Annotated in this window: 21 protein-coding genes; 10 read left to right on the top strand and 11 right to left on the bottom strand. The window is 67.1% G+C overall.

Annotation, left to right across the window (positions count from 1 at the left end):
* Positions 1–39: 39 nt before the first annotated feature.
* Positions 40–753: a GNAT family N-acetyltransferase gene (locus AC1RB9_RS12645; RefSeq protein ID WP_003122637.1), complete on the bottom strand. Its 714-nt coding sequence runs from the start codon at positions 751–753 to the stop codon at positions 40–42.
* A gap of 144 nt (positions 754–897) precedes the next feature.
* On the opposite strand from AC1RB9_RS12645, the gene xthA reads away from it, so the two are divergent.
* Positions 898–1,710 carry an exodeoxyribonuclease III gene (gene xthA / locus AC1RB9_RS12640; protein ID WP_003104469.1) on the top strand — a complete coding sequence of 271 codons (813 nt, stop codon included), beginning with the start codon at positions 898–900 and terminating at the stop codon, positions 1,708–1,710.
* Between the two features lie 109 nt (positions 1,711–1,819).
* On the opposite strand, the gene AC1RB9_RS12635 is transcribed toward xthA, so the two are convergent.
* The gene (locus tag AC1RB9_RS12635) at positions 1,820–2,251 is read right to left on the bottom strand and encodes a VOC family protein (RefSeq protein ID WP_003104467.1); all 432 of its coding nucleotides are present in this window, start codon (positions 2,249–2,251) and stop codon (positions 1,820–1,822) included.
* Positions 2,252–2,345: 94 nt separating this feature from the next.
* Here AC1RB9_RS12635 and AC1RB9_RS12630 point away from each other — a divergent pair, with 94 nt between their 5' ends.
* The 4 genes from AC1RB9_RS12630 (at position 2,346) to AC1RB9_RS12615 (ending at position 6,055) form a co-directional block, all read left to right on the top strand.
* Positions 2,346–3,260, top strand: coding sequence for a LysR family transcriptional regulator (locus AC1RB9_RS12630; RefSeq protein ID WP_079275388.1), 915 nt, complete (start codon positions 2,346–2,348; stop codon positions 3,258–3,260).
* Between the two features lie 59 nt (positions 3,261–3,319).
* Complete coding sequence (locus AC1RB9_RS12625; RefSeq protein ID WP_003160406.1) at positions 3,320–4,714, top strand: substrate-binding domain-containing protein; 1,395 nt, start codon at positions 3,320–3,322, stop codon at positions 4,712–4,714.
* A gap of 149 nt (positions 4,715–4,863) precedes the next feature.
* Positions 4,864–5,907, top strand: coding sequence for a TerC family protein (locus tag AC1RB9_RS12620; protein ID WP_003104462.1), 1,044 nt, complete (start codon positions 4,864–4,866; stop codon positions 5,905–5,907).
* Positions 5,864–6,055, top strand: coding sequence for a hypothetical protein (locus AC1RB9_RS12615; RefSeq protein ID WP_003451520.1), 192 nt, complete (start codon positions 5,864–5,866; stop codon positions 6,053–6,055). The genes AC1RB9_RS12620 and AC1RB9_RS12615 overlap by 44 nt, the downstream gene beginning before the upstream one ends.
* A 42-nt stretch (positions 6,056–6,097) precedes the next feature.
* Here AC1RB9_RS12615 and AC1RB9_RS12610 read toward each other — a convergent pair whose 3' ends face one another.
* The gene (locus AC1RB9_RS12610) at positions 6,098–7,327 is read right to left on the bottom strand and encodes an acyl-CoA dehydrogenase (RefSeq protein WP_003089998.1); all 1,230 of its coding nucleotides are present in this window, start codon (positions 7,325–7,327) and stop codon (positions 6,098–6,100) included.
* 173 nt (positions 7,328–7,500) lie between these two features.
* Here AC1RB9_RS12610 and AC1RB9_RS12605 point away from each other — a divergent pair, with 173 nt between their 5' ends.
* On the top strand, positions 7,501–8,433 hold the full coding sequence (locus tag AC1RB9_RS12605; protein WP_003090000.1) for a LysR family transcriptional regulator: 933 nt from the start codon (positions 7,501–7,503) through the stop codon (positions 8,431–8,433).
* Between the two features lie 116 nt (positions 8,434–8,549).
* On the opposite strand, the gene AC1RB9_RS12600 is transcribed toward AC1RB9_RS12605, so the two are convergent.
* The 6 genes from AC1RB9_RS12600 to AC1RB9_RS12575 all read right to left on the bottom strand — a co-directional run bounded on the left by AC1RB9_RS12600 (position 8,550) and on the right by AC1RB9_RS12575 (position 16,394).
* Positions 8,550–9,677: an acyl-CoA dehydrogenase family protein gene (locus tag AC1RB9_RS12600; protein ID WP_003451524.1), complete on the bottom strand. Its 1,128-nt coding sequence runs from the start codon at positions 9,675–9,677 to the stop codon at positions 8,550–8,552.
* A gap of 28 nt (positions 9,678–9,705) precedes the next feature.
* The gene (locus AC1RB9_RS12595; protein WP_003108823.1) at positions 9,706–10,896 is read right to left on the bottom strand and encodes an acetyl-CoA C-acyltransferase; all 1,191 of its coding nucleotides are present in this window, start codon (positions 10,894–10,896) and stop codon (positions 9,706–9,708) included.
* A 17-nt stretch (positions 10,897–10,913) separates the two neighbouring features.
* The gene (locus AC1RB9_RS12590) at positions 10,914–11,681 is read right to left on the bottom strand and encodes a 3-hydroxyacyl-CoA dehydrogenase (RefSeq protein ID WP_003451527.1); all 768 of its coding nucleotides are present in this window, start codon (positions 11,679–11,681) and stop codon (positions 10,914–10,916) included.
* Positions 11,682–11,700: 19 nt separating this feature from the next.
* Positions 11,701–13,368, bottom strand: a complete 1,668-nt coding sequence (locus AC1RB9_RS12585) for an acyl-CoA synthetase (protein WP_003102517.1) — start codon at positions 13,366–13,368, stop codon at positions 11,701–11,703.
* A 177-nt stretch (positions 13,369–13,545) separates the two neighbouring features.
* Positions 13,546–14,631, bottom strand: a complete 1,086-nt coding sequence (locus AC1RB9_RS12580) for an AraC family transcriptional regulator (RefSeq protein WP_003451531.1) — start codon at positions 14,629–14,631, stop codon at positions 13,546–13,548.
* Between the two features lie 68 nt (positions 14,632–14,699).
* Positions 14,700–16,394, bottom strand: a complete 1,695-nt coding sequence (locus AC1RB9_RS12575) for an AMP-binding protein (protein ID WP_003451533.1) — start codon at positions 16,392–16,394, stop codon at positions 14,700–14,702.
* A gap of 220 nt (positions 16,395–16,614) precedes the next feature.
* Here AC1RB9_RS12575 and AC1RB9_RS12570 point away from each other — a divergent pair, with 220 nt between their 5' ends.
* Together AC1RB9_RS12570 and AC1RB9_RS12565 are read left to right on the top strand one after the other, a co-directional pair.
* Positions 16,615–17,307 carry an MgtC/SapB family protein gene (locus AC1RB9_RS12570; RefSeq protein ID WP_003451535.1) on the top strand — a complete coding sequence of 231 codons (693 nt, stop codon included), beginning with the start codon at positions 16,615–16,617 and terminating at the stop codon, positions 17,305–17,307.
* Between the two features lie 136 nt (positions 17,308–17,443).
* Entirely contained in the window at positions 17,444–17,590 is a 147-nt protein-coding gene (locus AC1RB9_RS12565; RefSeq protein ID WP_003090016.1) for a PSPA7_2676 family Cys-rich small protein, read from the top strand.
* Positions 17,591–17,629: 39 nt separating this feature from the next.
* Here AC1RB9_RS12565 and AC1RB9_RS12560 read toward each other — a convergent pair whose 3' ends face one another.
* Positions 17,630–18,172, bottom strand: coding sequence for a DUF4946 domain-containing protein (locus AC1RB9_RS12560; protein WP_003090018.1), 543 nt, complete (start codon positions 18,170–18,172; stop codon positions 17,630–17,632).
* A gap of 318 nt (positions 18,173–18,490) precedes the next feature.
* Between AC1RB9_RS12560 and srfA the strand changes: the two genes are divergently transcribed.
* Complete coding sequence (srfA, locus tag AC1RB9_RS12555; protein WP_003090022.1) at positions 18,491–18,721, top strand: stress response facilitator SrfA; 231 nt, start codon at positions 18,491–18,493, stop codon at positions 18,719–18,721.
* 74 nt (positions 18,722–18,795) lie between these two features.
* Here the strand turns inward: srfA and plzR are convergent, their stop codons facing one another.
* Positions 18,796–19,083: a type 4 pili assembly inhibitor PlzR gene (plzR, locus tag AC1RB9_RS12550; protein WP_003102510.1), complete on the bottom strand. Its 288-nt coding sequence runs from the start codon at positions 19,081–19,083 to the stop codon at positions 18,796–18,798.
* A 168-nt stretch (positions 19,084–19,251) separates the two neighbouring features.
* Between plzR and ctpH the strand changes: the two genes are divergently transcribed.
* Positions 19,252–20,958, top strand: coding sequence for a methyl-accepting chemotaxis protein CtpH (ctpH, locus tag AC1RB9_RS12545; protein ID WP_017001943.1), 1,707 nt, complete (start codon positions 19,252–19,254; stop codon positions 20,956–20,958).
* Positions 20,959–21,006 lie beyond the last annotated feature (48 nt).

Here is a 21,006-nt window from a genome sequence, read left to right as displayed (position 1 = left end):
CTGACAGGCATGGCTTTTCTCGCGCGTCCGGGGGAACGCTCAGGTCGCCGCCGGCGTCTCGCCAGGATGCAGGAGGACGTGCTCGCGCACCGCTCCCAGCGTCACCTCGCCGATCTCGCGGTAGCCGTGCCGCTGGTAGAAGTCCAGGTAGCGCGCATTGCCAGTATCCAGGACCAGCCCCTGCGAAGCGGAGTCCTCGGCGCACCAGCGCTGCACGGCCGCCAGCAGCTGCTCGCCGATCTGCCTGCCCTGGTACTCGGGATGCACGCCGAGCATCGGCAACTGGTGATGGGGGCCGACCGGCAGGCAGGCCTGCACCGCCCGGTGGTAATCCAGGTAGCGCCGGGTCGCGGCCAGGCCGACGCTGAACAGCATGCGCAGGCGCCAGCTCCAGCTCTCGGTGATATCCAGGCGCCGCTGCGGCGGCGTGATCAGGGCCGCCGCGACCAGCCGATCGTCGATGAACAGGCCGATGGCCGGCAACTCTTCGCCCAGATGGCGCTCGACCATCTCCCGGACGCAGGCACGCACGCGCTGGTCGTAGCCGGCGCGCTGCGCATCCATCAGGTAGGCGAAGGTCGGTTCGTGGCGGTAGGCGTGGTAGAAAAGCGAGCGGACTTCGCGACTATAGCCGTCGTCGAGCAGACGGACATCGGTGACCTGATCAGGCATGGAACGCATTCCTTGTCGGCCGCAGGCGCAGCGACACGCACGCTTCGCCACGGCGATTGGTCGAGCGGATGGCCTGGCCATCCCCGTCCGCGGCAGACCACAGGGCCGGCAAGGCGCCAAGCCACACAGCCATCGGGTACCCGGCGGACACTAGCACAGCGCCTCCAGGGTCGCCAGGCATCCCCCGGCTGGGCTAGCATTCCTGTTTTTGCCAGGACGCCCACCATGAAAATCGTCTCTTTCAATATCAACGGTCTGCGCGCCCGGCCGCACCAGTTGGCGGCGCTGATCGAGCGGCACCAGCCCGACGTGATCGGGCTGCAGGAAACCAAGGTCGCCGACGACCAGTTTCCCCAGGCCGAGATCGAGGCGCTCGGCTACCACGTCCACTACCACGGGCAGAAAGGCCACTACGGCGTCGCCCTGCTCTCCCGCCAGGCGCCCCTGGAACTGCATCGCGGCTTCCCGAGCGACGGCGAGGAGTCCCAGCGGCGCTTCATCTGGGGCACCTTCAGCGACGCCCAGGGCAACCCGATCACCGTGATGAACGGTTACTTCCCGCAAGGCGAGAACCGCGAGCATCCGACCAAGTTCCCGGCCAAGCAGCGCTTCTACGCCGATCTCCAGTCGCTGCTGGAGAACAGCTTCAAGCCCGAGCAGGCCCTGGTGGTGATGGGCGACATCAATATCTCGCCGGAGGACTGCGACATCGGCATTGGCGAGGAAAACCGCAAGCGCTGGCTGAAGACCGGCAAGTGCAGCTTCCTGCCGGAAGAGCGCGAATGGCTGGCTACCTTGAAGAACTGGGGCCTGGTCGACAGCTTCCGGGCCCTGAATCCGGAGGTGAACGACCGCTTCAGCTGGTTCGACTACCGCAGCCGTGGCTTCGAGGACAACCCCAAGCGCGGCCTGCGCATCGATGTGATCCTGGCCAGCCGGGTGCTGCAGTCGCGCTTCAAGGACGCCGGCATCGACTACGACCTGCGCGGCATGGAGAAACCCTCCGATCACGCCCCGATCTGGCTGGAACTGGCCTGAGGCTCAGCCCAAGGAAAAGGCTCATCCCCGGATGAGCCTTCAGGCGATCGCTACCTGGTCCGGGCGATCTCGCCGACGCCGCCCCCCTATCCGGCGCAGGGCCTTTCCCTCAGGCAGGATTGTCCACCCGCGGCCCCTTCAGCTCCACTCGATTGCCATCCGGGTCGAAGAAGTACAGCGACCAGCCGTCGCCCTCGGCGCCGAAGCGGATTTCCGCGGGAACCTGCGGGACCAGGCCGAACCCCTCGAGATGGGCGACCAGCGCGGCCTCGTCGAACGGCTCGATGCGCACGCAGAAATGGTCGAGGTTGCGCCCTTCCCCACCCGGAGCCGCACCGCCCTCCCGGCCGAGCGCCCCGGACACCGCGACCAGATCGAGCATCGACGTGCCCAGGCGCAGATGGGCCAGCTCCAGGTCGTCGCGCCACTTCACCACCACGCAACCGAGGACATCGCGATAGAACGCGATGCTGCGTTCCAGGTCGCGGACCCGCAGGACGATGTGATCGAGACGTTCGACGACGAAGGGTTGCATGGTCATTCACCTCTTGGACCGTGGACTATGGCGAGACTTTAGCCAGCACACCTCGGGTTGATAATGGTTTAATCCCTGATTCATTGATTACTGACAGTGAATTATCCCCGTGGATCACCTCACCGCTCTCAAGGTCTTCCGCGCCGTGGCCGCGAATGGCGGCTTCGCCGCCGCGGCCCGGCAGATGAATCTCTCGCCGGCCGCCGTGAGCAAGAACGTCGCCGAGCTGGAAGCGCACCTCAAGGTGCGCCTGATCAATCGCACCACCCGCAGCATGAGCCTGACCGAGGCCGGCGAAGTCTACCGGCAGCGCCTGGAGCGCATCCTCGACGACCTCGAGGCCGCCGACGCCGCGCTCACTTCGATGCAGCAGGGCCCCAGCGGCCTGCTGCGGGTCAGCGCCCCGCTGACCCTCGCCCTCACCTGCCTGACCCCGGCCATTCCGGCTTTTCTCCAGCGTTATCCGGACCTGCGCCTGGAACTGCTCCTGCAGGACGGCCGCCAGGACCTGATCGCCGAAGGCATCGACCTGGCCCTGCGTGGTAGCGACCGGGTTGCTGACTCCGGCCTGGTCGCCCGCCCGCTGCTGGTCCTGGAGCACGTGCTCTGCGCGGCGCCGGCCTACCTCAGTCAGCATGGCCAGCCGCTGCGGCCGGAGGCCCTGCGCGAACACGAGTGCATCCGCTTCAGCCTCTCTGGCCATGCCGACCGCTGGACCTTCCGCAAGGACCGCGAGTGCATAGCGGTGCCTATCGCCGGCCGTTACCGGGTGTCCTCCAGCCTGGCGGTGCGCGATGCCCTGCTCGCCGGCTTCGGCTTGAGCCTGATCCCACGGCTGTACGTACAGGCGGAACTGGCCGAAGGCCGCCTGGTTAAATTGCTGGCTGACTGGAAGGCCGACGAGACGGCGATCCACGCGGTCTATCCATCGCGCCAACTGGCCGGCAAGACCCGGGTGTTTCTCGACTTCCTGACCGAGACAATGGCGCAGGGCCATGATTCCCCAACGCTGTAACCTTAGCGTCACCCGTCTGACTTAATCTCGCCGGCAAATCCCTTCCCCCATAGAAGACGATGCCCGCGATGCCACACCGCCAGCGCGCCAGTGACAAAGACCTCTGGAGCCGTACCCTGAGCCTGGTTTTCCTCGGATTCCTCTGTTACGCCTTCCCCTGGTCGGTATTCGCCGCCCCCTTGCCGATCCCCACGGACGACACGCCGGCGCTGCGCATCCAGGGTTCCAACACCATCGGCGCGAAGCTCCTGCCGGCCCTGGTCGAGGGCCTGATGGAAGAGGAAGGCCTGGAGGATATCCGCCGTACCCCCGGAGAACGGGAAAACGAACTCCATCTGCTCGGCAAGAGCCGCGACGGCCGCCTGGTGAGGGTGGAGCTATCCGCCCACGGTTCGAGCACCGGCTTCACCGCCCTCCTCGAACGCCACGCCGAACTCGCCGCGGCCTCGCGCCCCGTCAAGGACAGCGAAGTTCGCGCCCTGGCCGGCTTCGGCGACCTGCGCAGCCCATATGCCGAGCAGGTGATCGCCATCGACGGACTGGCGATCATCCTGCATCCGGACAACCCGCTGGCCTCGCTGGACACCGCGCAACTGGCGGCGGTGTTCGCCGGCGAGGTGCGTACCTGGGAAGAACTGGGCGGCAAGGGCGGCGCCATCCGCCTGTACGCTCGCGACGAGCAGTCCGGCACCTACGACACCTTCAAGGAACTGGTGCTGGCCAGTCACGGCAAAAGCCTGGCCAGCGACGCCCGCCGCTTCGAATCCAACGATCGGCTGGCGGCCGCGGTGAGCGCCGATCCGCACGCCATCGGCTTCGTCGGCATCGCGTCGGTGGGCCGGGCCCGCGCCTTGGCCATCGCCGACGGCGAATCGCTGCCGATGGCGCCCCAGGAAAGCCTGATCGCCACCGAGGACTATCCGCTGTCGCGCCGCCTGTTCCTCTACCTGAAGCCCGGCGAGAAGAACCCCTGGGCCCAGGCCCTGGTACGTTTCGCCCAGGGCCCGCGCGGCCAGGCGATCGTCACCCGCAGCGGCTTCGTCGCGCAGAAGATCCAGGCGGTGCAGATCGCACCGCGCCCGCAGATGCCCGCCGAATACCGCAAGCTCGCGGAACAGGCGCGGCGCCTGACGGTGAACTTCCGCTTCCAGGAAGGCAGCGCGCTGCTCGACAACAAGGCACTGCTCGACGTACAGCGTTTGCTGGACTACCTGCGGCAAAATCGGAAGTTGCAGGAGCGCACCGTGCTGGTGGGCTTCGGCGATCCCAAGTCCGACGCCGAGCGCTCGGTCCTGCTTTCGCGCCTGCGCGCCATGGCCGTGCGCCGCGAACTGGCCCGCGGCGGCGTGAGTTTCCGCGAGATCGCCGGCTTCGGCGACGAGTTGCCGGTCGCCAGCAACGACCAGGAACTGGGCCGACAGAAGAACCGGCGGGTGGAAGTCTGGGTCTACTGAACGCTGTAGCACTTTGTAACCTCGCCGTTTTGCCGGCGCCCGGAGCCTGGTTTATTTTTTCCGAGTGACTGCGGGCCCCTCTGACGGTAAGCAATTGCCGCCATGTCGGAGTCACATGACCATCCGACAATTCGAAGCGAGGGGGCCCAATGGCAGCTCTGCATGCATTTCTCACCGAACCGTTCCTCGGTACGGCTACCTGGTTCTGGCTGGCCTTCCTGGCCATCGTCATCGTTCTCCTGGTCCTCGACCTCGGCGTGCTGCAACGCGACCACCACGAAATCGGCGTGCGCGAAAGCCTGCTGCTGTCCGCCGGCTACTTCGCCTGCGGCCTGGCCTTCGGCGGCTGGGTCTGGTACGCCTTCGGCCCCACCAGCGCGGTGGAGTACTACACCGGCTTCCTGGTCGAACAGTCGCTATCGATGGACAACGTGTTCGTCATGGCGATGATCTTCAGTTTCTTCGGCATCCCCCGCCGCTACCAGCACCAGGTGCTGTTCTGGGGCATCCTCGGCGCCATCGTCCTGCGGGCGATCATGATCGGCCTGGGCGCCGCGCTGGTGAAGGAGTTCGACTGGATCATGTACGTGTTCGGCGCCTTCCTGCTGTTCAGCGGCGTGAAGATGCTGTTCAACAAGCACGAGGAAGAACCCGACCTCGAGCACAACCCGGTGCTGCGCTTCCTGCGCAAGCACATGCGGGTGACCAAGGAACTGCACGAGCATCACTTCTTCGTCCGCCTGCCGGACGCCAGCGGCAAGCTGGTGCGCTACGCCACCCCGCTGTTCTTCGCCCTGGTGCTGATCGAGCTGGCCGACCTGGTGTTCGCGGTGGACAGCGTGCCGGCGATCTTCGCCATCACCCAGGACCCGTTCATCGTCTACACCTCGAACATCTTCGCCATCCTCGGCCTGCGCGCCCTGTACTTCTCGCTGGCGGCGATGATCCACCGCTTCGTCTACCTGAAGTACGCCCTGGCCCTGGTGCTGGTGTTCATCGGTGCGAAGATCATGCTCCACGGTGTGATCGGCAAGATTCCCGCCGGCCTCTCGCTTGGCGTAACCTTCGGCCTGCTGGCGGGCGGTATCCTGCTCTCCCTGCTGAAGACCCGCACGCCGAAAGCCACCGTCGAGGACAAGGCCGAACCGAATGCCGAACACGCTCTGGATCGAACGTCTGGACACCCACGCTGAACCTTTCTGGCGGGTCCGCCTCGGCACGCGTGGGATCTGCTTCCGCAACGAGCGGGCGGCCCGCGAGTTCGCCGCCCTGCTGCACAGCCGTCGCGCGTGGCAGCTGCAACGCAACGCCGAGGAAAAAGGGGCAGACTCCCCGGAATGAAAAAGGCCCGCACCCGCGGGCCTTTCCCCTATACCACAGCCGTCAGCGGCTGCTGCGCAGCATCTCCCTGGGCACGTACTTGCCCAGCTCGAACTTGCCGATCGCCGCGCGGTGCACCTCGTCCGGACCGTCGGCCAGGCGCAGGGTGCGCTGCATGGCGTACCAGTAGGCCAGCGGGAAGTCGTTGGAAACCCCGGCGCCACCGTGCATCTGGATCGCCCGGTCGATCACCTTCAACGCCACGTTGGGCGCCACCACCTTGATCTGGGCGATTTCGCTCTGGGCGATCTTGTTGCCCACGGTATCCATCATGTAGGCGGCTTGCAGGGTCAGCAGGCGCGCCATGTTGATCTCCATCCGCGAGTCGGCGATGTGGTCTATGTTGCCGCCCAGGCGCGCCAGCGGCTTGCCGAACGCGGTACGGCTGACCGCGCGCTTGCACATCAGTTCGAGGGCGCGCTCGGCCATGCCGATGGAGCGCATGCAGTGGTGGATGCGGCCCGGGCCGAGGCGCCCCTGGGCGATCTCGAAACCGCGGCCCTCGCCGAGGATGACGTTCTCGTAGGGCACCCGCACGTTCTCGAACAGCACTTCGGCATGGCCATGCGGCGCGTCGTCGTAGCCGAACACCGGCAGCGGACGGAGGATCTTCACCCCGGGGGTGTCGACCGGTACCAGGATCATCGAGTGCTGCTGGTGGCGCGGCGCGTCCGGGTTGGTCAGGCCCATGAAGATCAGGATCTTGCAGCGCGGATCGCAGGCGCCGGAGGTCCACCACTTGCGTCCGTTGATCACCCAGTCGTCGCCCTGGCGCTCGGCGCGCGCCTCCATATTGGTGGCGTCGGACGAGGCCACGCCCGGTTCGGTCATGGCGAAGGCCGAGCGGATCTCGCCGCTCAGCAGCGGTTCCAGCCAGGTGCGCTTCTGCTCCTCGCTGCCGTAGCGCACCAGCACCTCCATGTTGCCGGTATCCGGCGCGGCGCAGTTGAAGGGTTCCGGCCCGATCAGCGAACGGCCCATGATTTCCGCCAGCGGCGCGTATTCGTGGTTGGCCAGCCCGGCACCGTACTCGGACTCGGGCAGGAACAGGTTCCACAGCCCTTCGGCCTTGGCCTTGGCCTTCAGCTCTTCCATGATCGCCGTCGGCTGCCAGCGGTCGCCCTCGGCGACCTGGCGCTCGAACACGGCCTCGGCGGGATAGACATGCGCTTCCATGAACGCGCTGACGCGTTCACGCAGCTCCTGGACCTTGGGGGAATAGGCGAAATCCATGGGGGATACCTTCTGACGGGTTGGCAGGCGAGGCATCGGACAAAGGCGCTGGTAACGATGCCGGAACAGGGCTTAAGATTTGCCCAGTCTATTTTTTCCGTCCATGAACATTCATGATCCATATGGGGGTCATCCAAGCCCCCAATAACAAGAAAAGTCGCGGAGCCAGTGCCATGAACCTGAACAAAGTCGACCTGAACCTGTTCATCGTGTTCGATGCGATCTATACCGAAGCCAACCTGACCCGCGCCGGGCAGATCGTCGGCATCACCCAGCCAGCCGTATCCAACGCCCTTTCCCGCCTGCGCGAGACCTTCAACGACCCGCTGTTCGTGCGCACCGCCCAAGGCATGGTGCCGACCCCTATGGCGCAGAACATCATCGGCCCGGTGCGCAACGCGCTGCAGTTGCTGCGGGTTTCGGTGCAGGAGAGCCGCAGCTTCGATCCGCAGCAGGCGAACAAGACCTACCGCATCAGCATGACCGACCTCACCGAAGCGGTCATCCTCCCCCCGCTGTTCCAGCGCTTGCGCCGCCTGGCGCCGAACGTGCATATCGAGAGCTTCCTCGCCAAGCGCCGCGAGACCACCAAGGAACTCGCCGCCGGCCGCCTCGACTTCGCCGTCGACGCGCCGCTGAACACCGATCCCCAGGTGCGCCACGTCAAGCTGATGGAGGACCGCTACGTCTGCGCCATGCGCCGCGGCCACCCACTGGCGGGCAAGCCTAAGCTGGCCCTGGACGATTACCTGGGCCTGACCCACATCCATATTTCCAGCCGCCGCAGCGGCCTCGGCTACATCGACCTGGCGCTGGGCAAGATGGGCATCCAGCGCAAGATCGCGCTGCGCTCGCAGCACTACCTGATGGCCTCCACGGTGGTCCAGCAGACCGACATGGCGATGACCGTGCCGGAACGCTTCGCCCGTCACCACGACCTGCACTACGCGGTGCTGCCGGTGAGCGACGTGCCGAAGCTGGAAACCCACCTCTACTGGCACGAGAGCACCGATCAGGACCCGGCCAACCGCTGGATGCGCGAGCAGATCATCGAGCTGTGCCAGCAGGTCACCGCGCGCGAGAACAAGGCGGCACAGCCGGCGTGAGCGCCTGCCAAGGGGCGTAGGGCGAACGAGGCTCGGGCATTTGCTTCCGAGGTGCCTCAGTGCGCCCTCTCCCTGAAGGGAGAAGGCGCCGTTGCGGAAACGACGGATAGTCGCCGCTACAGGCTGCGCGCGATCACCAGGCGCTGCACGTCGCTGGTGCCCTCGTAGATCTGGCAGACCCGCACGTCCCGATAGATGCGTTCCACCGGGAAGTCCTTGAGGTAGCCATAGCCACCGAGGGTCTGGATCGCCGCGGAGCAGACTTCCTCGGCCATCTCCGAGGCGAACAGCTTGGCCATCGAGGCTTCGGTCAGGCACGGCAGGCCGGCTTCGCGCAGGCTGGCGGCGTGGTGGACCATCTGCCGCGCCACGGCGATGCGGGTGGCCATGTCGGCCAGGCGGAAGGCCACCGCCTGGTGCTCGATGATCGGCTTGCCGAAGGTTTCCCGCTCATGGGCGTAGTCGCGCGCCGCCTCGAACGCCGCGCGCGCCATGCCGACCGCCTGGGCGGCGATGCCGATGCGGCCGCCTTCGAGGTTGGCCAGGGCGATGCGGTAACCCTCGCCCTCCTCGCCCAGGCGCAGCGTGGCCGGGATACGCAGGTCGTTGAAGGCCAGCTGGCAGGTGTCCGAGGCGTGCTGGCCGAGCTTGTCCTCGATCCGCACCACCTCGTAGCCGGGCGTGTCGGTGGGCACGATGAACGCGCTGATGCCGCGCTTTCCGACATCCGGATCGGTGACCGCGAAGACGATCACCATCCCCGCGTGGCTGCCCGAAGTGATGAACTGCTTGGCACCGTTCAGCACGTAGTGGTCACCGTCGCGGCGGGCGCGGGTCTTCAGGAAGCTCGCGTCGGAACCGGCCTGCGGCTCGGTCAGGGCGAAGGCGCCGAGCATCGAACCCTGGGCCAGCGGACGGAGGAAGCGCTCCTTCTGCTCGGCGCTGCCGAACTTGTGGATCGGCATGCAGCCGACCGAGTTGTGCACGCTCATGATGGTCGAGCAGGCGCCGTCGCCAGCGGCGATCTCCTCGAGGGCCATGGCGTAGGCCAGGTGCCCGGTCTGCGCGCCGCCCCATTCCTCGGGCACCAGCATGCCGAGGAAGCCGAGGTCGGCCATCTCGCGGATCGCCTCGGCCGGGAAACGGTGCTCGCGGTCCCAGTCGGCGGCGAACGGTTTCAGCCGTTCCTGGGCGAACTGCCGCGCCATGTCACGGATCTGGATCTCTTCTTCGCAGGGAATCATCGCGGGTTCCTCTTCTTCACTGCCTGCATCAGCGCAAGCGCTCGACGGCGATCGCGGTCGCCTCGCCGCCGCCGATGCAGACCGCCGCCACGCCGCGTTCCAGGTCGTACTGCTGCAGGGCGTTGAGCAGGGTCACGACGATCCGCGCGCCGGACGCGCCGATCGGATGGCCCAGCGCACAGGCGCCGCCGTGGACGTTGAGGCGCTCGTGGGACAGGTCGAGGTCGCGCATTGCCGCCATGCCGACCACGGCGAAGGCTTCGTTGACCTCGAACAGGTCGACCTCGCCCAGCGACCAGCCGGTACGCTGCATCAGGCGCTTCACCGCACCGACCGGCGCGGTGGGGAACAGGTTCGGCGCGTCGGCGAACGAAGCATGCCCACGAATCGCCGCCAACGGCGCGAGCCCGCGTCGCTCGGCCTCGGAAAGGCGCATCAGGACCAGCGCGGCGGCGCCGTCGGAAATCGAACTGGAGTTGGCCGCGGTCACCGTGCCGCCTTCGCGGAACGCCGGCTTCAGGGTCGGGATCTTGTCCAGCCGGGCCTTCGGCGGCTGCTCGTCGCTATCCACCAGGCGCTCGGTCTTGCCGGCGGTGACCGTCAGCGGCACGATCTCGGCCTGGAAGCGCCCGTCGCGCATGGCTTGCTGCGCGCGGGTCAGCGAGGCCACGGCGAACTCGTCCTGTGCTTCGCGGGTGAAGCCGTAGGCCTCGGCACAGTCCTCGGCGAAGGTGCCCATCAGGCGGCCCTTGTCGTAGGCGTCTTCGAGGCCGTCGAGGAACATGTGGTCGAGCACCTTGCCGTGGCCCATGCGGTAGCCGCTACGGGCGCGCTCCAGCAGGTAGGGCGCGTTGGACATGCTTTCCATGCCCCCGGCCAGCGCGACCCCGGCGCTGCCGGCGAGCAACGTGTCGTGGGCGAGCATCAGCGCCTTCATGCCCGAGCCGCACATCTTGTTCAGCGTCGAGCACGGCGTGCCGCGCGCCAGTCCGGCGCCAAGCACCGCCTGGCGCGCCGGCGCCTGGCCCTGGCCGGCGGCGAGCACGCAGCCGAGCACGGCCTCGTCCACTTCGTCAGCTTGCAGGCGCGCCCGCTCCACCGCGGCGCGCACCGCCGCGGCACCGAGGGTAGCGGCGTTGACGTCCTTGAAGTCGCCGAGGAAGCCGCCCATCGGGGTGCGGACGGCGCTGACGATGACGATCGGATCTTCGCGGGTCATGGGATCTTCCTCCTGTATTAGCGGGCGGCCATGCGGATGGCGCCATCGAGGCGAATCACTTCGCCGTTGAGCATGCTGTTCTCGATGATCTGCCGGACCAGCGCGGCGTATTCGTCCGGACGCCCCAGGCGCGGCGGGAACGGCACGCTGGCGCCGAGGGAGTCGCGCACCTCCTGGGGCATGCCGGCCATCATCGGTGTCTCGAAGATGCCCGGGGCGATGGTCATCACCCGGATGCCGAAGCGCGCCAGCTCGCGGGCGATGGGCAGGGTCATGCCGACCACCCCGCTCTTCGAGGCGGAATAGGCGGCCTGGCCGATCTGCCCGTCGAACGCCGCCACCGAGGCGGTATTGACGATCACCCCGCGCTCGCCGCCCTCGTCCGGCTGGCCCTGGGACATGGCCTCGGCGGCCAGGCGCAGCATGTTGAAACTGCCCACCAGGTTGATGTCGATGACCCGGCGGAAACTCTCCAGGGCATGGATGCCATTGCGTCCGAGAACCTTCTCGGCCGGCGCCACGCCCGCGCAATTGGCCAGGCCATGGAGGCCGCCGAAGGCCTCCAGTGCAGCGGCCACGGCCTGGCGGCCGCCGGCCTCGCTGGCGATGTCGGCCCTGACGAAGCGCGCCTGGGCGCCAAGCTCGGCGGCCTTGGCTGCGCCGGCCTCGGCGTTGATGTCGGCCAGCACCACCTTGCCACCCTGCTCCACCAGCATCTTCGCGGTGGCGGCGCCGAGGCCGGAGCTGCCGCCGGTAACCAGGAACACTCGATTTTCGATACGCACGTCGTTTTCTCCTGCTGAATCAGTTCGCGGCGGCCGCCCGTGGGGCCGCCTCGCGTTGCCGGGCGATCTCCTGGTTGCGCAGGAGAAAGCGCTGGATCTTGCCGCTGGGAGTCTTCGGCAGTTCCTCGAGGAACTCGATCTCCCGCGGGTAGGCGTGCGCCGACAGGCGCTGGCGCACGTATCGCTGCAATGCGTCCGCCAGTTCCGGCGTCGGCCGGTGGCCGGCGCAGAGCACGACGAAGGCCTTGACCAGTTCGGTGCGCTCCGGGTCGGGCTTGCCGATCACCGCCGCCTCCATCACTGCCGGGTGTTCGATCAGCGCGCTCTCCACATCGAACGGGCCGACCCGGTAGCCAGAGGTGGTAATGACGTCGTCGGCGCGGCCGACGAAGCTGATGCTGCCGTCTTCGTTGAGTTCGACGGTATCGCCGCTCAGGTAGTAGTCGCCGACGAAGGCTGCGGTTTCCAGGCCCTGGTAGCCGGGAAACCACATCAGCGGCGAACGCCGCCGGTCGAGGGCGAGGATGCCTGGCTGGCCGGGCGGCAGTTCGTTGAGATCGTCGTCCAGCACTACTACCCGGTGCCCGGGACAGGCGAACCCGGCGGCGCCGACCCGCACCGGATGCGCCAGGGCATGGTGGTTGCACAGCACCATGCCCAGCTCGGTCTGCCCGTAATGATCGTGGATGGTGGTGCCGAGCCTGTCGGCGAACCAGCGGATCACCTCCGGCGTCAACGGCTCGCCGGCGCTGCTGACCGCGCGCAGGCGCCCCTTCAGCGCAGTTTCCGCGGCCGCGCCGGCGGCCATCAGCAGGCGATAGGCGGTGGGCGATCCGGCAAGGTTGGTGATGCCGTAGTCACGGATGATCCGGCAGGTGCTTTCCACGCTGAACGGCCCTTCGTAGAAGGTGGTCGGATGGCCCATGGCGAGGGGACCGGCGACAGCGTAGTAGAGGCCGTAGGCCCAGCCCGGATCGGCGAGGTTCCAGAAGGCGTCCTCGGGGCGCAGGTCCACCGCCTCGCGCAGGTAGCCGACGAAGGCGAGGATCGCCTTGAGCGGCACCGGCACCGGTTTGGCCAGGCCGGTGGTGCCGGAGGTGAACATCATCAGGAACGGATCCTCGCCGCTGCGCGGAACCGGTTCGAATTCGGCCGGATAGCGCTCCAGCTCGGCCCAGAAGCTGAAATCGCCGCGACGGATGCCCTGCCCCTTCGGTCCGCCGACGGTGACGGCCAGAGGCGGATCGGCGAGTTCGTCGAGCTTGTCGCGGTTGGCCGCATCGGTGACCAGCACCTTGCTGCCGGCGGTCGCCACGCGGTGTTCGATGGCCTTCGGGCCGAAGGCGGTGAACAGCGGCTGGTACACCGCGCCCAGGCGCCAGGCGCCGAGGATGGTGACCAGCAGCTCGGGCGTGCGCGGCAACAGGCCGGCGACGCAGTCGCCCGGGCGTACGCCCTGGGCCTGGAGGAAATTGGCGAAACGTCCGGAGAGCGCTTTCAGCTCGCTGAAGGTATAGCTGGCGCGACTGCCATCCTTGCCCTCCCAGAACAACGCGATCCGACCCGGCAGGGCATGCCGGTCGCAGCATTCGACGCAGGCGTTGAGTGCCTGGAGCGTACCGGAAAGCGTGGCGGCGGCGGTCCGCTGCAAGTCGAACCCGGCGGCAGTGGTGGCGTAGTCGCGCATTGCAGGACTCCTCGGCTTGTTTTTGTATGGAGTAGCCGGAATCTTCACGCCGTGGCCAACGCGGGGCAATGTCGAAAGGCTTCAATCTGCCTGAGCGGTTTGGACAATCCGTGCTGGCCGCCTGCCCCGCCGAACCGTTCGCGACATACGGCGGATGACGCTGCGCGGGCATTCGCCCTATCGACGGCCGAGCGTTTCGGACAAGACGCCTGACGATTCGGCCGACGCGGTTTCCGCCGCGACCTGCGCCCGGTACTGCCCGGGGGTCGAGCCGGTCCACTTCTTGAACGCCTTGTGGAACGCGCTGCCATCGGCGAAGCCCAGCTCCAGCGCCAGTTCGGCGAAATTCGCCGCGCCGGCGTCCAGCCGCGCGATGGCCAGGTCGCGGCGGACCTGGTCCTTCAGCGCCTGGTAGCTCTGCCCTTCCAGGGACAGCTTGCGGCGCAGGGTCGAGGGCGCCATGAAGAAATGCCCGGCGAGCGCGTCCGCGTCCGGCCAGCGTCCCGGCCGCAGGCTGCGCAGGTAGGCCTTGATCCGCGCCGCCAGGCTCTGCGGATCGCGATAGCGGACCAGGATGTTGGCCGGCGCGCCGAGCAGGAAGCGCCGCAGCTCCCGCTTGTCGCGGCGGACCGGCAGGGCCAGGCAGTCGGCATTGAACAGCAGGCGGCTGAGGGGACGGGAGAAACGCAGGTTGTCGCTGAACATCACCCGGTAGTCCTCGATGTAGTCCGGCTGCGGACAGCGCAGGTCGATGGCCAGGATCGGGATGCGCCGGCCGACCAGCCAGCAGGCCAGGCCATGGGTGATCATCCATAGGGTGAAGTAGGACAGCGCTCGCCCGTACCGGCCCGGCGCCTCGTCGAGGACGATTTCCGCCAGGCCGCCGCGGCGCTGCAGGCGCGGCTGGAAGTCGTCGAACTGCAGGCAGAGGAATCGCAGGATGCCGGTCAGCGCCGGCTCCAGGGTCTGCTCGTGGATCGCGCAGCGGCTCATGAAAGCGAAGCTGCCACTCTTCAGACGCCGCGAGTCCATGCCGAAGAACTCGTCGTCCATGCGCCGAGCGAGATCCAGCCAGAGCCGCGAATAGGCGTGCGAGGTGACCCGCGCGTAGGGTTTGCCGAGCAGCTGCGGATCGATACCGGCGGCCTGGAGGACCTCCCCCTCCTCGCCGCCCTGCCGGCGCCACTCCACCAGCGCCTCGCCGACCAGGCGCACCGAGATGGTGCCCTTGGTGCTCGCCTGAGTCTCGCCGTCGTTCTTCACCCGCCCCTCTCGCCTCGCTGCGCGCCGCCCACCACCTTAGCGCAGGAGCGGGGCGCGGCTCCATCCTCTCAATCGCGCCCCTGGCGCAGCGCGAGTAGGCGAATCTCTTCGATGCTGATCTCGCGCATGCGGAACTTCTGGATCTTGCCGGTAACGGTCATCGGGAACTCGTCGACGAACTTGAAGTGGCGCGGGATCTTGAAGTGAGCGATACGCGCCTTGCAGAACGCCCGCAACTGCTCGTCATCGGCGTGGTGGCCCGGATGCAGCTTGATCCAGGCGACGATTTCCTCGCCATAGCGCTCGTCGGGGATGCCGATCACCTGCACGTCGGCCACCGCCGGGTGAGTGAAAAAGAACTCCTCCAGTTCGCGCGGATAGATGTTCTCGCCGCCGCGGATGATCATGTCCTTGCTGCGCCCGACGATCCGCACGTAGCCGTCGTCGTCCATCACCGCCAGGTCGCCGGTGTGCATCCAGCGCGCCGGGTCGATGGCCTCGGCGGTGGCCTGGGGGTCGTTCCAGTAGCCGAGCATCACGCTGTAGCCGCGGGTGCACAGCTCGCCGATCTCGCCGCGCGGCACCACCCTGCCCGTCTGGTCGACGATCTTGCTCTCCAGCCTCGGCTGGGTGCGTCCGACAGTGGTCACGCGCAGCTCCAGGCCATCGTCCGGACCGGTCTGCAGCGACACCGGACTGGTCTCGGTCATGCCGTAGGCGATCTGCACCTCGGCCATGTGCATGTCGCCAATGACCCGCCGCATCACCTCGATCGGGCAGGTGGCGCCGGCCATGATTCCGGTGCGCAGGCTGGAAAGGTCGAATTCGCGGCGGCGCGGATGATCCAGCTCGGCGATGAACATGGTCGGTACCCCGTACAGCGCGGTGGCGCGCTCCTCGGCCACGGCCAGCAGGGTCGCCTCGGCGTCGAAGCTGGGCGCCGGGTAGATCATGGTCGAGCCGTGGGTGACGCAGCCGAGGTTGCCCATCACCATGCCGAAGCAGTGATACAGCGGCACCGGGATCACCAGGCGGTCTTCCGCGCCGAGTCCGAGGCTTTCGCCGACCATGTAGCCGTTGTTGAGGATGTTGTAGTGGCTGAGGGTGGCGCCCTTGGGGAAGCCGGTGGTACCGGAGGTGTACTGGATGTTGATCGGCTCGTCGAACTGCAGCGAGGCCTGGCGCTGGCGCAGTTCCTCGGCGCCTACCGCGGCGGCCAGCGCCGGCAGGCCCTGCCAGTGCAGGAAGCCCGCCGGCGCCCGCTCGGCCAGGCTGATCACGCCGCGCAGCTCCGGCAGGCGCTCGCTGGCCAGTTCGCCCGGACGCGACCGCGCCAGCTCCGGCAGCAGGTCGCCGAGCATCGCGTGGTAGTCGCTGGTCTTGAAGGCGTCGGCGCAGATCAGCCAGCTGCAACCGGACTGCTTGAGAGCGTATTCCAGCTCGCTGCTGCGGTATGCCGGGTTGATGTTCACCAGGACCGCGCCGACCTTGGCGCTGGCGAACTGGGTAATGCACCATTCGGCGCAGTTCGGCGCCCAGATCCCCAGGCGCTCGCCGGGGCGCAGGCCCAGGGCGATGAAGGCGCGGGCGTAGGTATCGACCCGCTCCGCCAGTTGCCGCCAGCTGTAGCGCAGGCGTTGATGCCGCACCACCAGCGCCTCGCGCTCGGCATGATGCGCGACGGTGGCATCGAAGGCGTCGCCGACGGTGGTCGCCAGCAAGGCGACATCCTGGCGACCCGAGGTATAGCTCGGCTGATTCATGGCTTTCCCTTGTTGTGGTTGTTCTGGGAATGTCGCTGAACCGTCGTCCTGCGCCGCCAGGGCGCTACGACGGACACCGGCGAGCGGTGTCGGTGAAGTCGAAGAGCATGTTTACGTTAACGTAAAGGTAAACGCAAGAGGCTTGTCCGCCCAGGGCCGTCGGCTCCGGCGCGGCCCAACGGAACGGCGTAGAATGGGCGGTTTTTCACAGGAGCACAGCATGACCCCGGAAATCGCCATCGGCCTGGTGACGGCCCTCGGCCTCGGTGCGCTGGTCGGTCTCGAGCGACAATGGCGACAGCGCTCTTCCGGCATGGCCACCCACGCGATGGTCGCACTCGGTGCGGCCAGCTTCTCGATCCTGCCGCTGTTGCTCGACAACGAGGTCAGCGTGACCCGCATGGCGGCCCAGGTAGTCAGCGGCATCGGTTTTCTCGGCGCCGGCGTGATCATGCGCGACGGCCTCAGCGTACGCGGCCTGAGCACTGCGGCGAGCATCTGGAGCACCGGCGCGATCGGCGTACTGGCCGGCAGCGGTTTCATCCTGGCGGCCTGCATGACGACCGCGCTGATCGTCATCGCCAACCTGTTCCTGCCCGCTCTCGGCCGGGTGGTGGACCGCCACACCTCGGGCGAGGCCGAGCAGGAGCGCTTCTACCAGATCAGCGTGTGCTGCGAGGCGCGCAACGAAGCGCTGGTGCGCATGCAGTTGCTGCAACGCATGGGCGACAACCGCCTGAACCTGCAGAGCCTGGAAAGCCACGCGCTGAAAGGCAGCGGCAACGTGGAAGTGAACGCCGTGGTGTTCACCCTGCACAAGGAGGATTCGCTGGTGGAACAGATGGTCGGCGAGCTGTGCCTGGCACCGCAGGTCACCGCCGCCAGTTGGGTGATGAATCCCGCCGCGGAATGATCCGGCGAATTTAGGTTGCCCATTCTAGACGCTTCGCCGCAGGCTTTTCCCACCTCCAGACAAGAACAAGCCGGAGTGAACCACACCACCACTGCCTGTTTCGTGGACGGGGCGAGCCGCCCCGCGGGGAGGAGTCATGCGCTTGCGTTGTTTCTTGCGAGGTTGCCGCTGGGACGAAGGTAGCCTGGTCACGGTAGGCCCCGACCTGATGCTGCGCCAACGTTGCCGGCGTTGCGGCGCCCATCGCTATCTCAGCGTCGAGGCGCCGCCCGAGGAAGCCTGAGCGACGCCGGTCGCGTCCAGGCGTCGAGCGGCTGGCCCTTCAGCGCAGGACCAGGCTGGCCCGGGTGCGCAGGTAGCTCTGCCGGTAGACCACGCTGTTGGCCGGACTGGCGGTATATACCAGGGAGTACATCGCGCGCTGTCCCAGGGCCATCGCCACGATCTGGGTCAGCAGCACCTCGTTGCCCTGGCTGATCCGGCAGTGGGTCTCCAGCGATGCCAGGCCGCCGAGGTTCGAGCGGATCGGTGTGGTGCAGCGCGAGCCCAGCCCGGCCTTGCGGTAGCCCGATTGGACGACATCGAAGACACTCTGGAACTGGCCGTCGATCTCCACCGACTCCTCTTCCATCATCTTCAGGCTGAGCAACTCGATGCTGGCTTCCTTCTCGCCTCCCGGCCCGAGCTTGGTCGCCAGTTGCCGGGAGCCCAGTTGCTCCACGTCGCTGGCCTCGGGTGGGATGCTCTCGGTGATCACCTGCCAGCCGGCCGGCCAGTCGACCTCGGGCTGATAGCCACTGCTGGCGCAACCCGCCACAAGCCCCGCCACTACCACCAGCGCCAAGCCGGACGCCTTGCTTCTCATAGCATTTCCTTACTCGCAAAACCCATCGGAGGGAAAGGTCGGACCTGTCGCCATGGCGCCGTCCGCGCAGTCTCCGAGCCCATGGCGACAACGTTCCCAGCTTACCGGAGAGACGGCGAGCGCCAAGGCGCAAGCCTGAACAAGCTAGCCGACTTGGCGAGGAACGCACAAATTTCATCGGCTGGCGTACAGGTATGGGACATCGGTACCAATAGCGAAGTCGCGCAATCCGTCAGTTTTTTTTGAATTTTTGCCATTGGAAAAAGTCTGTTCAGCGCAGCGTTTTTCCAAGTCCCATCCGGCCCGCAAGGAGAACCCATGGCTGAACCCCAGGACAAGTACACCCGGCGCACAGGCAGGACCTGGGCGGACGACCAGGCGACCTACAACCGTCTGCGCGAAGAAGCCGACGCCGCTCGCCAGAAGCTGCGCGAAAGCGGCTACAGCGGCGCCGAGTATGACCAGTTGCGTCAAGCCGCCTTCGATCTCAACCGCAAGGCCAACCAGTACTGGGAGCAGATGCTCAGCGACCTGCGCCAGGAAGACTGATCAGCGCCACGCCGGGAGACTGCCGCTCTCGGCCCGCACACCCCCTCCACTCTTTGCGTGCTCCTGGCGTCGGCTCATTCGGGCGCATCCGGGTATTGCACCTCGTCCAGCAGGCGAAACCCCACGTTGTCGGCGTCCAGCGCGCTGAGCAGCTCGATCTGTCGATCGATGTCCTGGTTGATATTGGCCAACTGGCCGATGAAGGCATTGGCCGCCTGGCGGGTGCCAGGGTCGGAGCTGCGCGACAGCTCGAAGCCGAGCTGGGTCAGGGCAGCGGCCAGGTGAGCGAGATTGCGCACACTCAACGAGTGCAACTGGCGGGAAACGGCCTGTTCATCCTGAACGGTGGGAGGGACATCCATGAATCAGATCCTTCGACTGGCACAATGTGACATTCGTCACAGAGATTAACCGAAGCCCCGCAGAACATCCATGCCAGCTATTTCCCTTCGTCGGCTCTGGCCCGGCCCCTGCGTCGTCCTCAAGTTGTCAGATCCGCTGTCGATACTCTGCGAGCCGGAACACGCGCCATGCCCGCCTCGCCGGGCCACAGGGACGTCCTCGGCTGCCTCGTCGCAGCCTGCGTGCCGGTCCAACCTGGCAATCCATCGAGGCGTTCCATGCTGCAACAATCCCTACGTGCGCAAATCCTTGTCCTGCTCGGCGGCAGCCTGGCTGCGCTGCTACTCATAGCCCTGGCCTGCTTCGGCTCGCTGACCGGCGACGTACGCGCCTACCGCGAGCTGCTCGGCGGCCCCGTGCGGGCGGCGCAACTGATCGACGAGGCCAACCTGCAATTCCGCGGCCAGGTCCAGGAATGGAAGAACGTCCTGCTGCGCGGACGCCAGGCAGAGGCCCAGACGAAATACTGGAGCCAGTTCGAAGCCCAGGAGCGAGCGGTGCAGGACATCCTCGGGCGCCTGGGCAGCGTGGCCGAAGGCGAGTTGAAGGATCGTGTCGAGCGCCTGCGCGAAGAGCACCGGCGACTCGGTACGGCTTACCGACAAGGCAGGCAACGGTTCCTCGAGGCGGGCGCCGACCCCATCGCCGGCGACCAGGCGGTGACCGGCATCGACCGCGCCACCACCGCGCAGATGCAGGCCCTGCGCGACGAACTGCACCAGGCCAGTGATCTCCATTCCTCCTCCATCAGCGCGGAGGCCCGGCGCACCATGCTGCTCGGCAGCCTGGTGCTGATCGGCGCCAGCCTGGCCGTCGCCCTGCTCAGCCTGTGGCTGGTCAACCGCAACCTGGTCCGTCCGGTGCAACGCCTGATCGAGCACATCGCCCAGCTCAGCCATGGCGACTTCGGCGAGCGCATCGAGATCCGGCGCAAGGACGAACTCGGCAAGCTGGCCCTGGCCGCCAACACCCTGCGCGACTTCCTGGTGGACATCTTCGACCGGCTGCGGCGCAGTACCCGCGACCTGGACAGCGCCAGCGGCTCGCTGAACGCGATCGCCAGCCTGATGGCGGCCGGTACCCGCGAGCAGTTCAGCCGCACCGACCAGGTCGCCACGGCGATGCAGGAAATGTCCGCCACCGCCCAGGAAGTGGCGCGCTACGCCGGCGACGCGGCCAGGGCCGCCGACGAGGCGGACGATTCCGCCCAGCGCGGCGAAGACGTGATGGAAGAAACGATTCGCAGCATCGGCGAGATGCGCAAGGAGATCGACCATACGGTGGAGGTCATCCGCCAATTGGAAAGCGATAGCGGCAGGATCGGCAAGGTCCTCGACGTGATCCGTGGCATCGCCGAGCAGACCAACCTGCTCGCTCTCAACGCGGCCATCGAAGCCGCCCGCGCCGGCGATGCCGGCCGTGGCTTCGCGGTGGTCGCCGACGAGGTCCGCACCCTGGCGCAGCGCACCGCCGAGTCCATCGCCGAGATCCACCAGATCATCGATACCGTGCAGAACGGCGCGGTGAATGCCGCGCGCGCCATCGAAAGCGGGCAGTCGCGCAGCGAGGCCGGTGCCGAGCAGGTTGCCAACGCCGGCACCATGCTGCGCCAGATCACCGCCTCGGTCGAATCGATCCGCGACATGAACCGCCAGATCGCTACCGCCGCCGAGGAACAGACCGCCGTGGCCGAGGACATTTCCCGCAACCTCACGGAAATCGCCTCGATCGCCTCCAGCAACCAGGAACAGGTGGAGCAGACCGAAGCCGCCAGCCGCGATCTCCACGGCCTCTCCGCGCAACTGGGCGATGCCCTGCAACGCCTGCGGGCCTGACCTGGGGTAAGGAAACGACTTCCATGAGGTAAGGCGGACAACCGCAAC

The sequence above is a fragment of the Pseudomonas sp. 20-5 genome, assembly GCF_056782835.1.
This window is presented reverse-complemented; position numbering and strand designations above follow the sequence as displayed.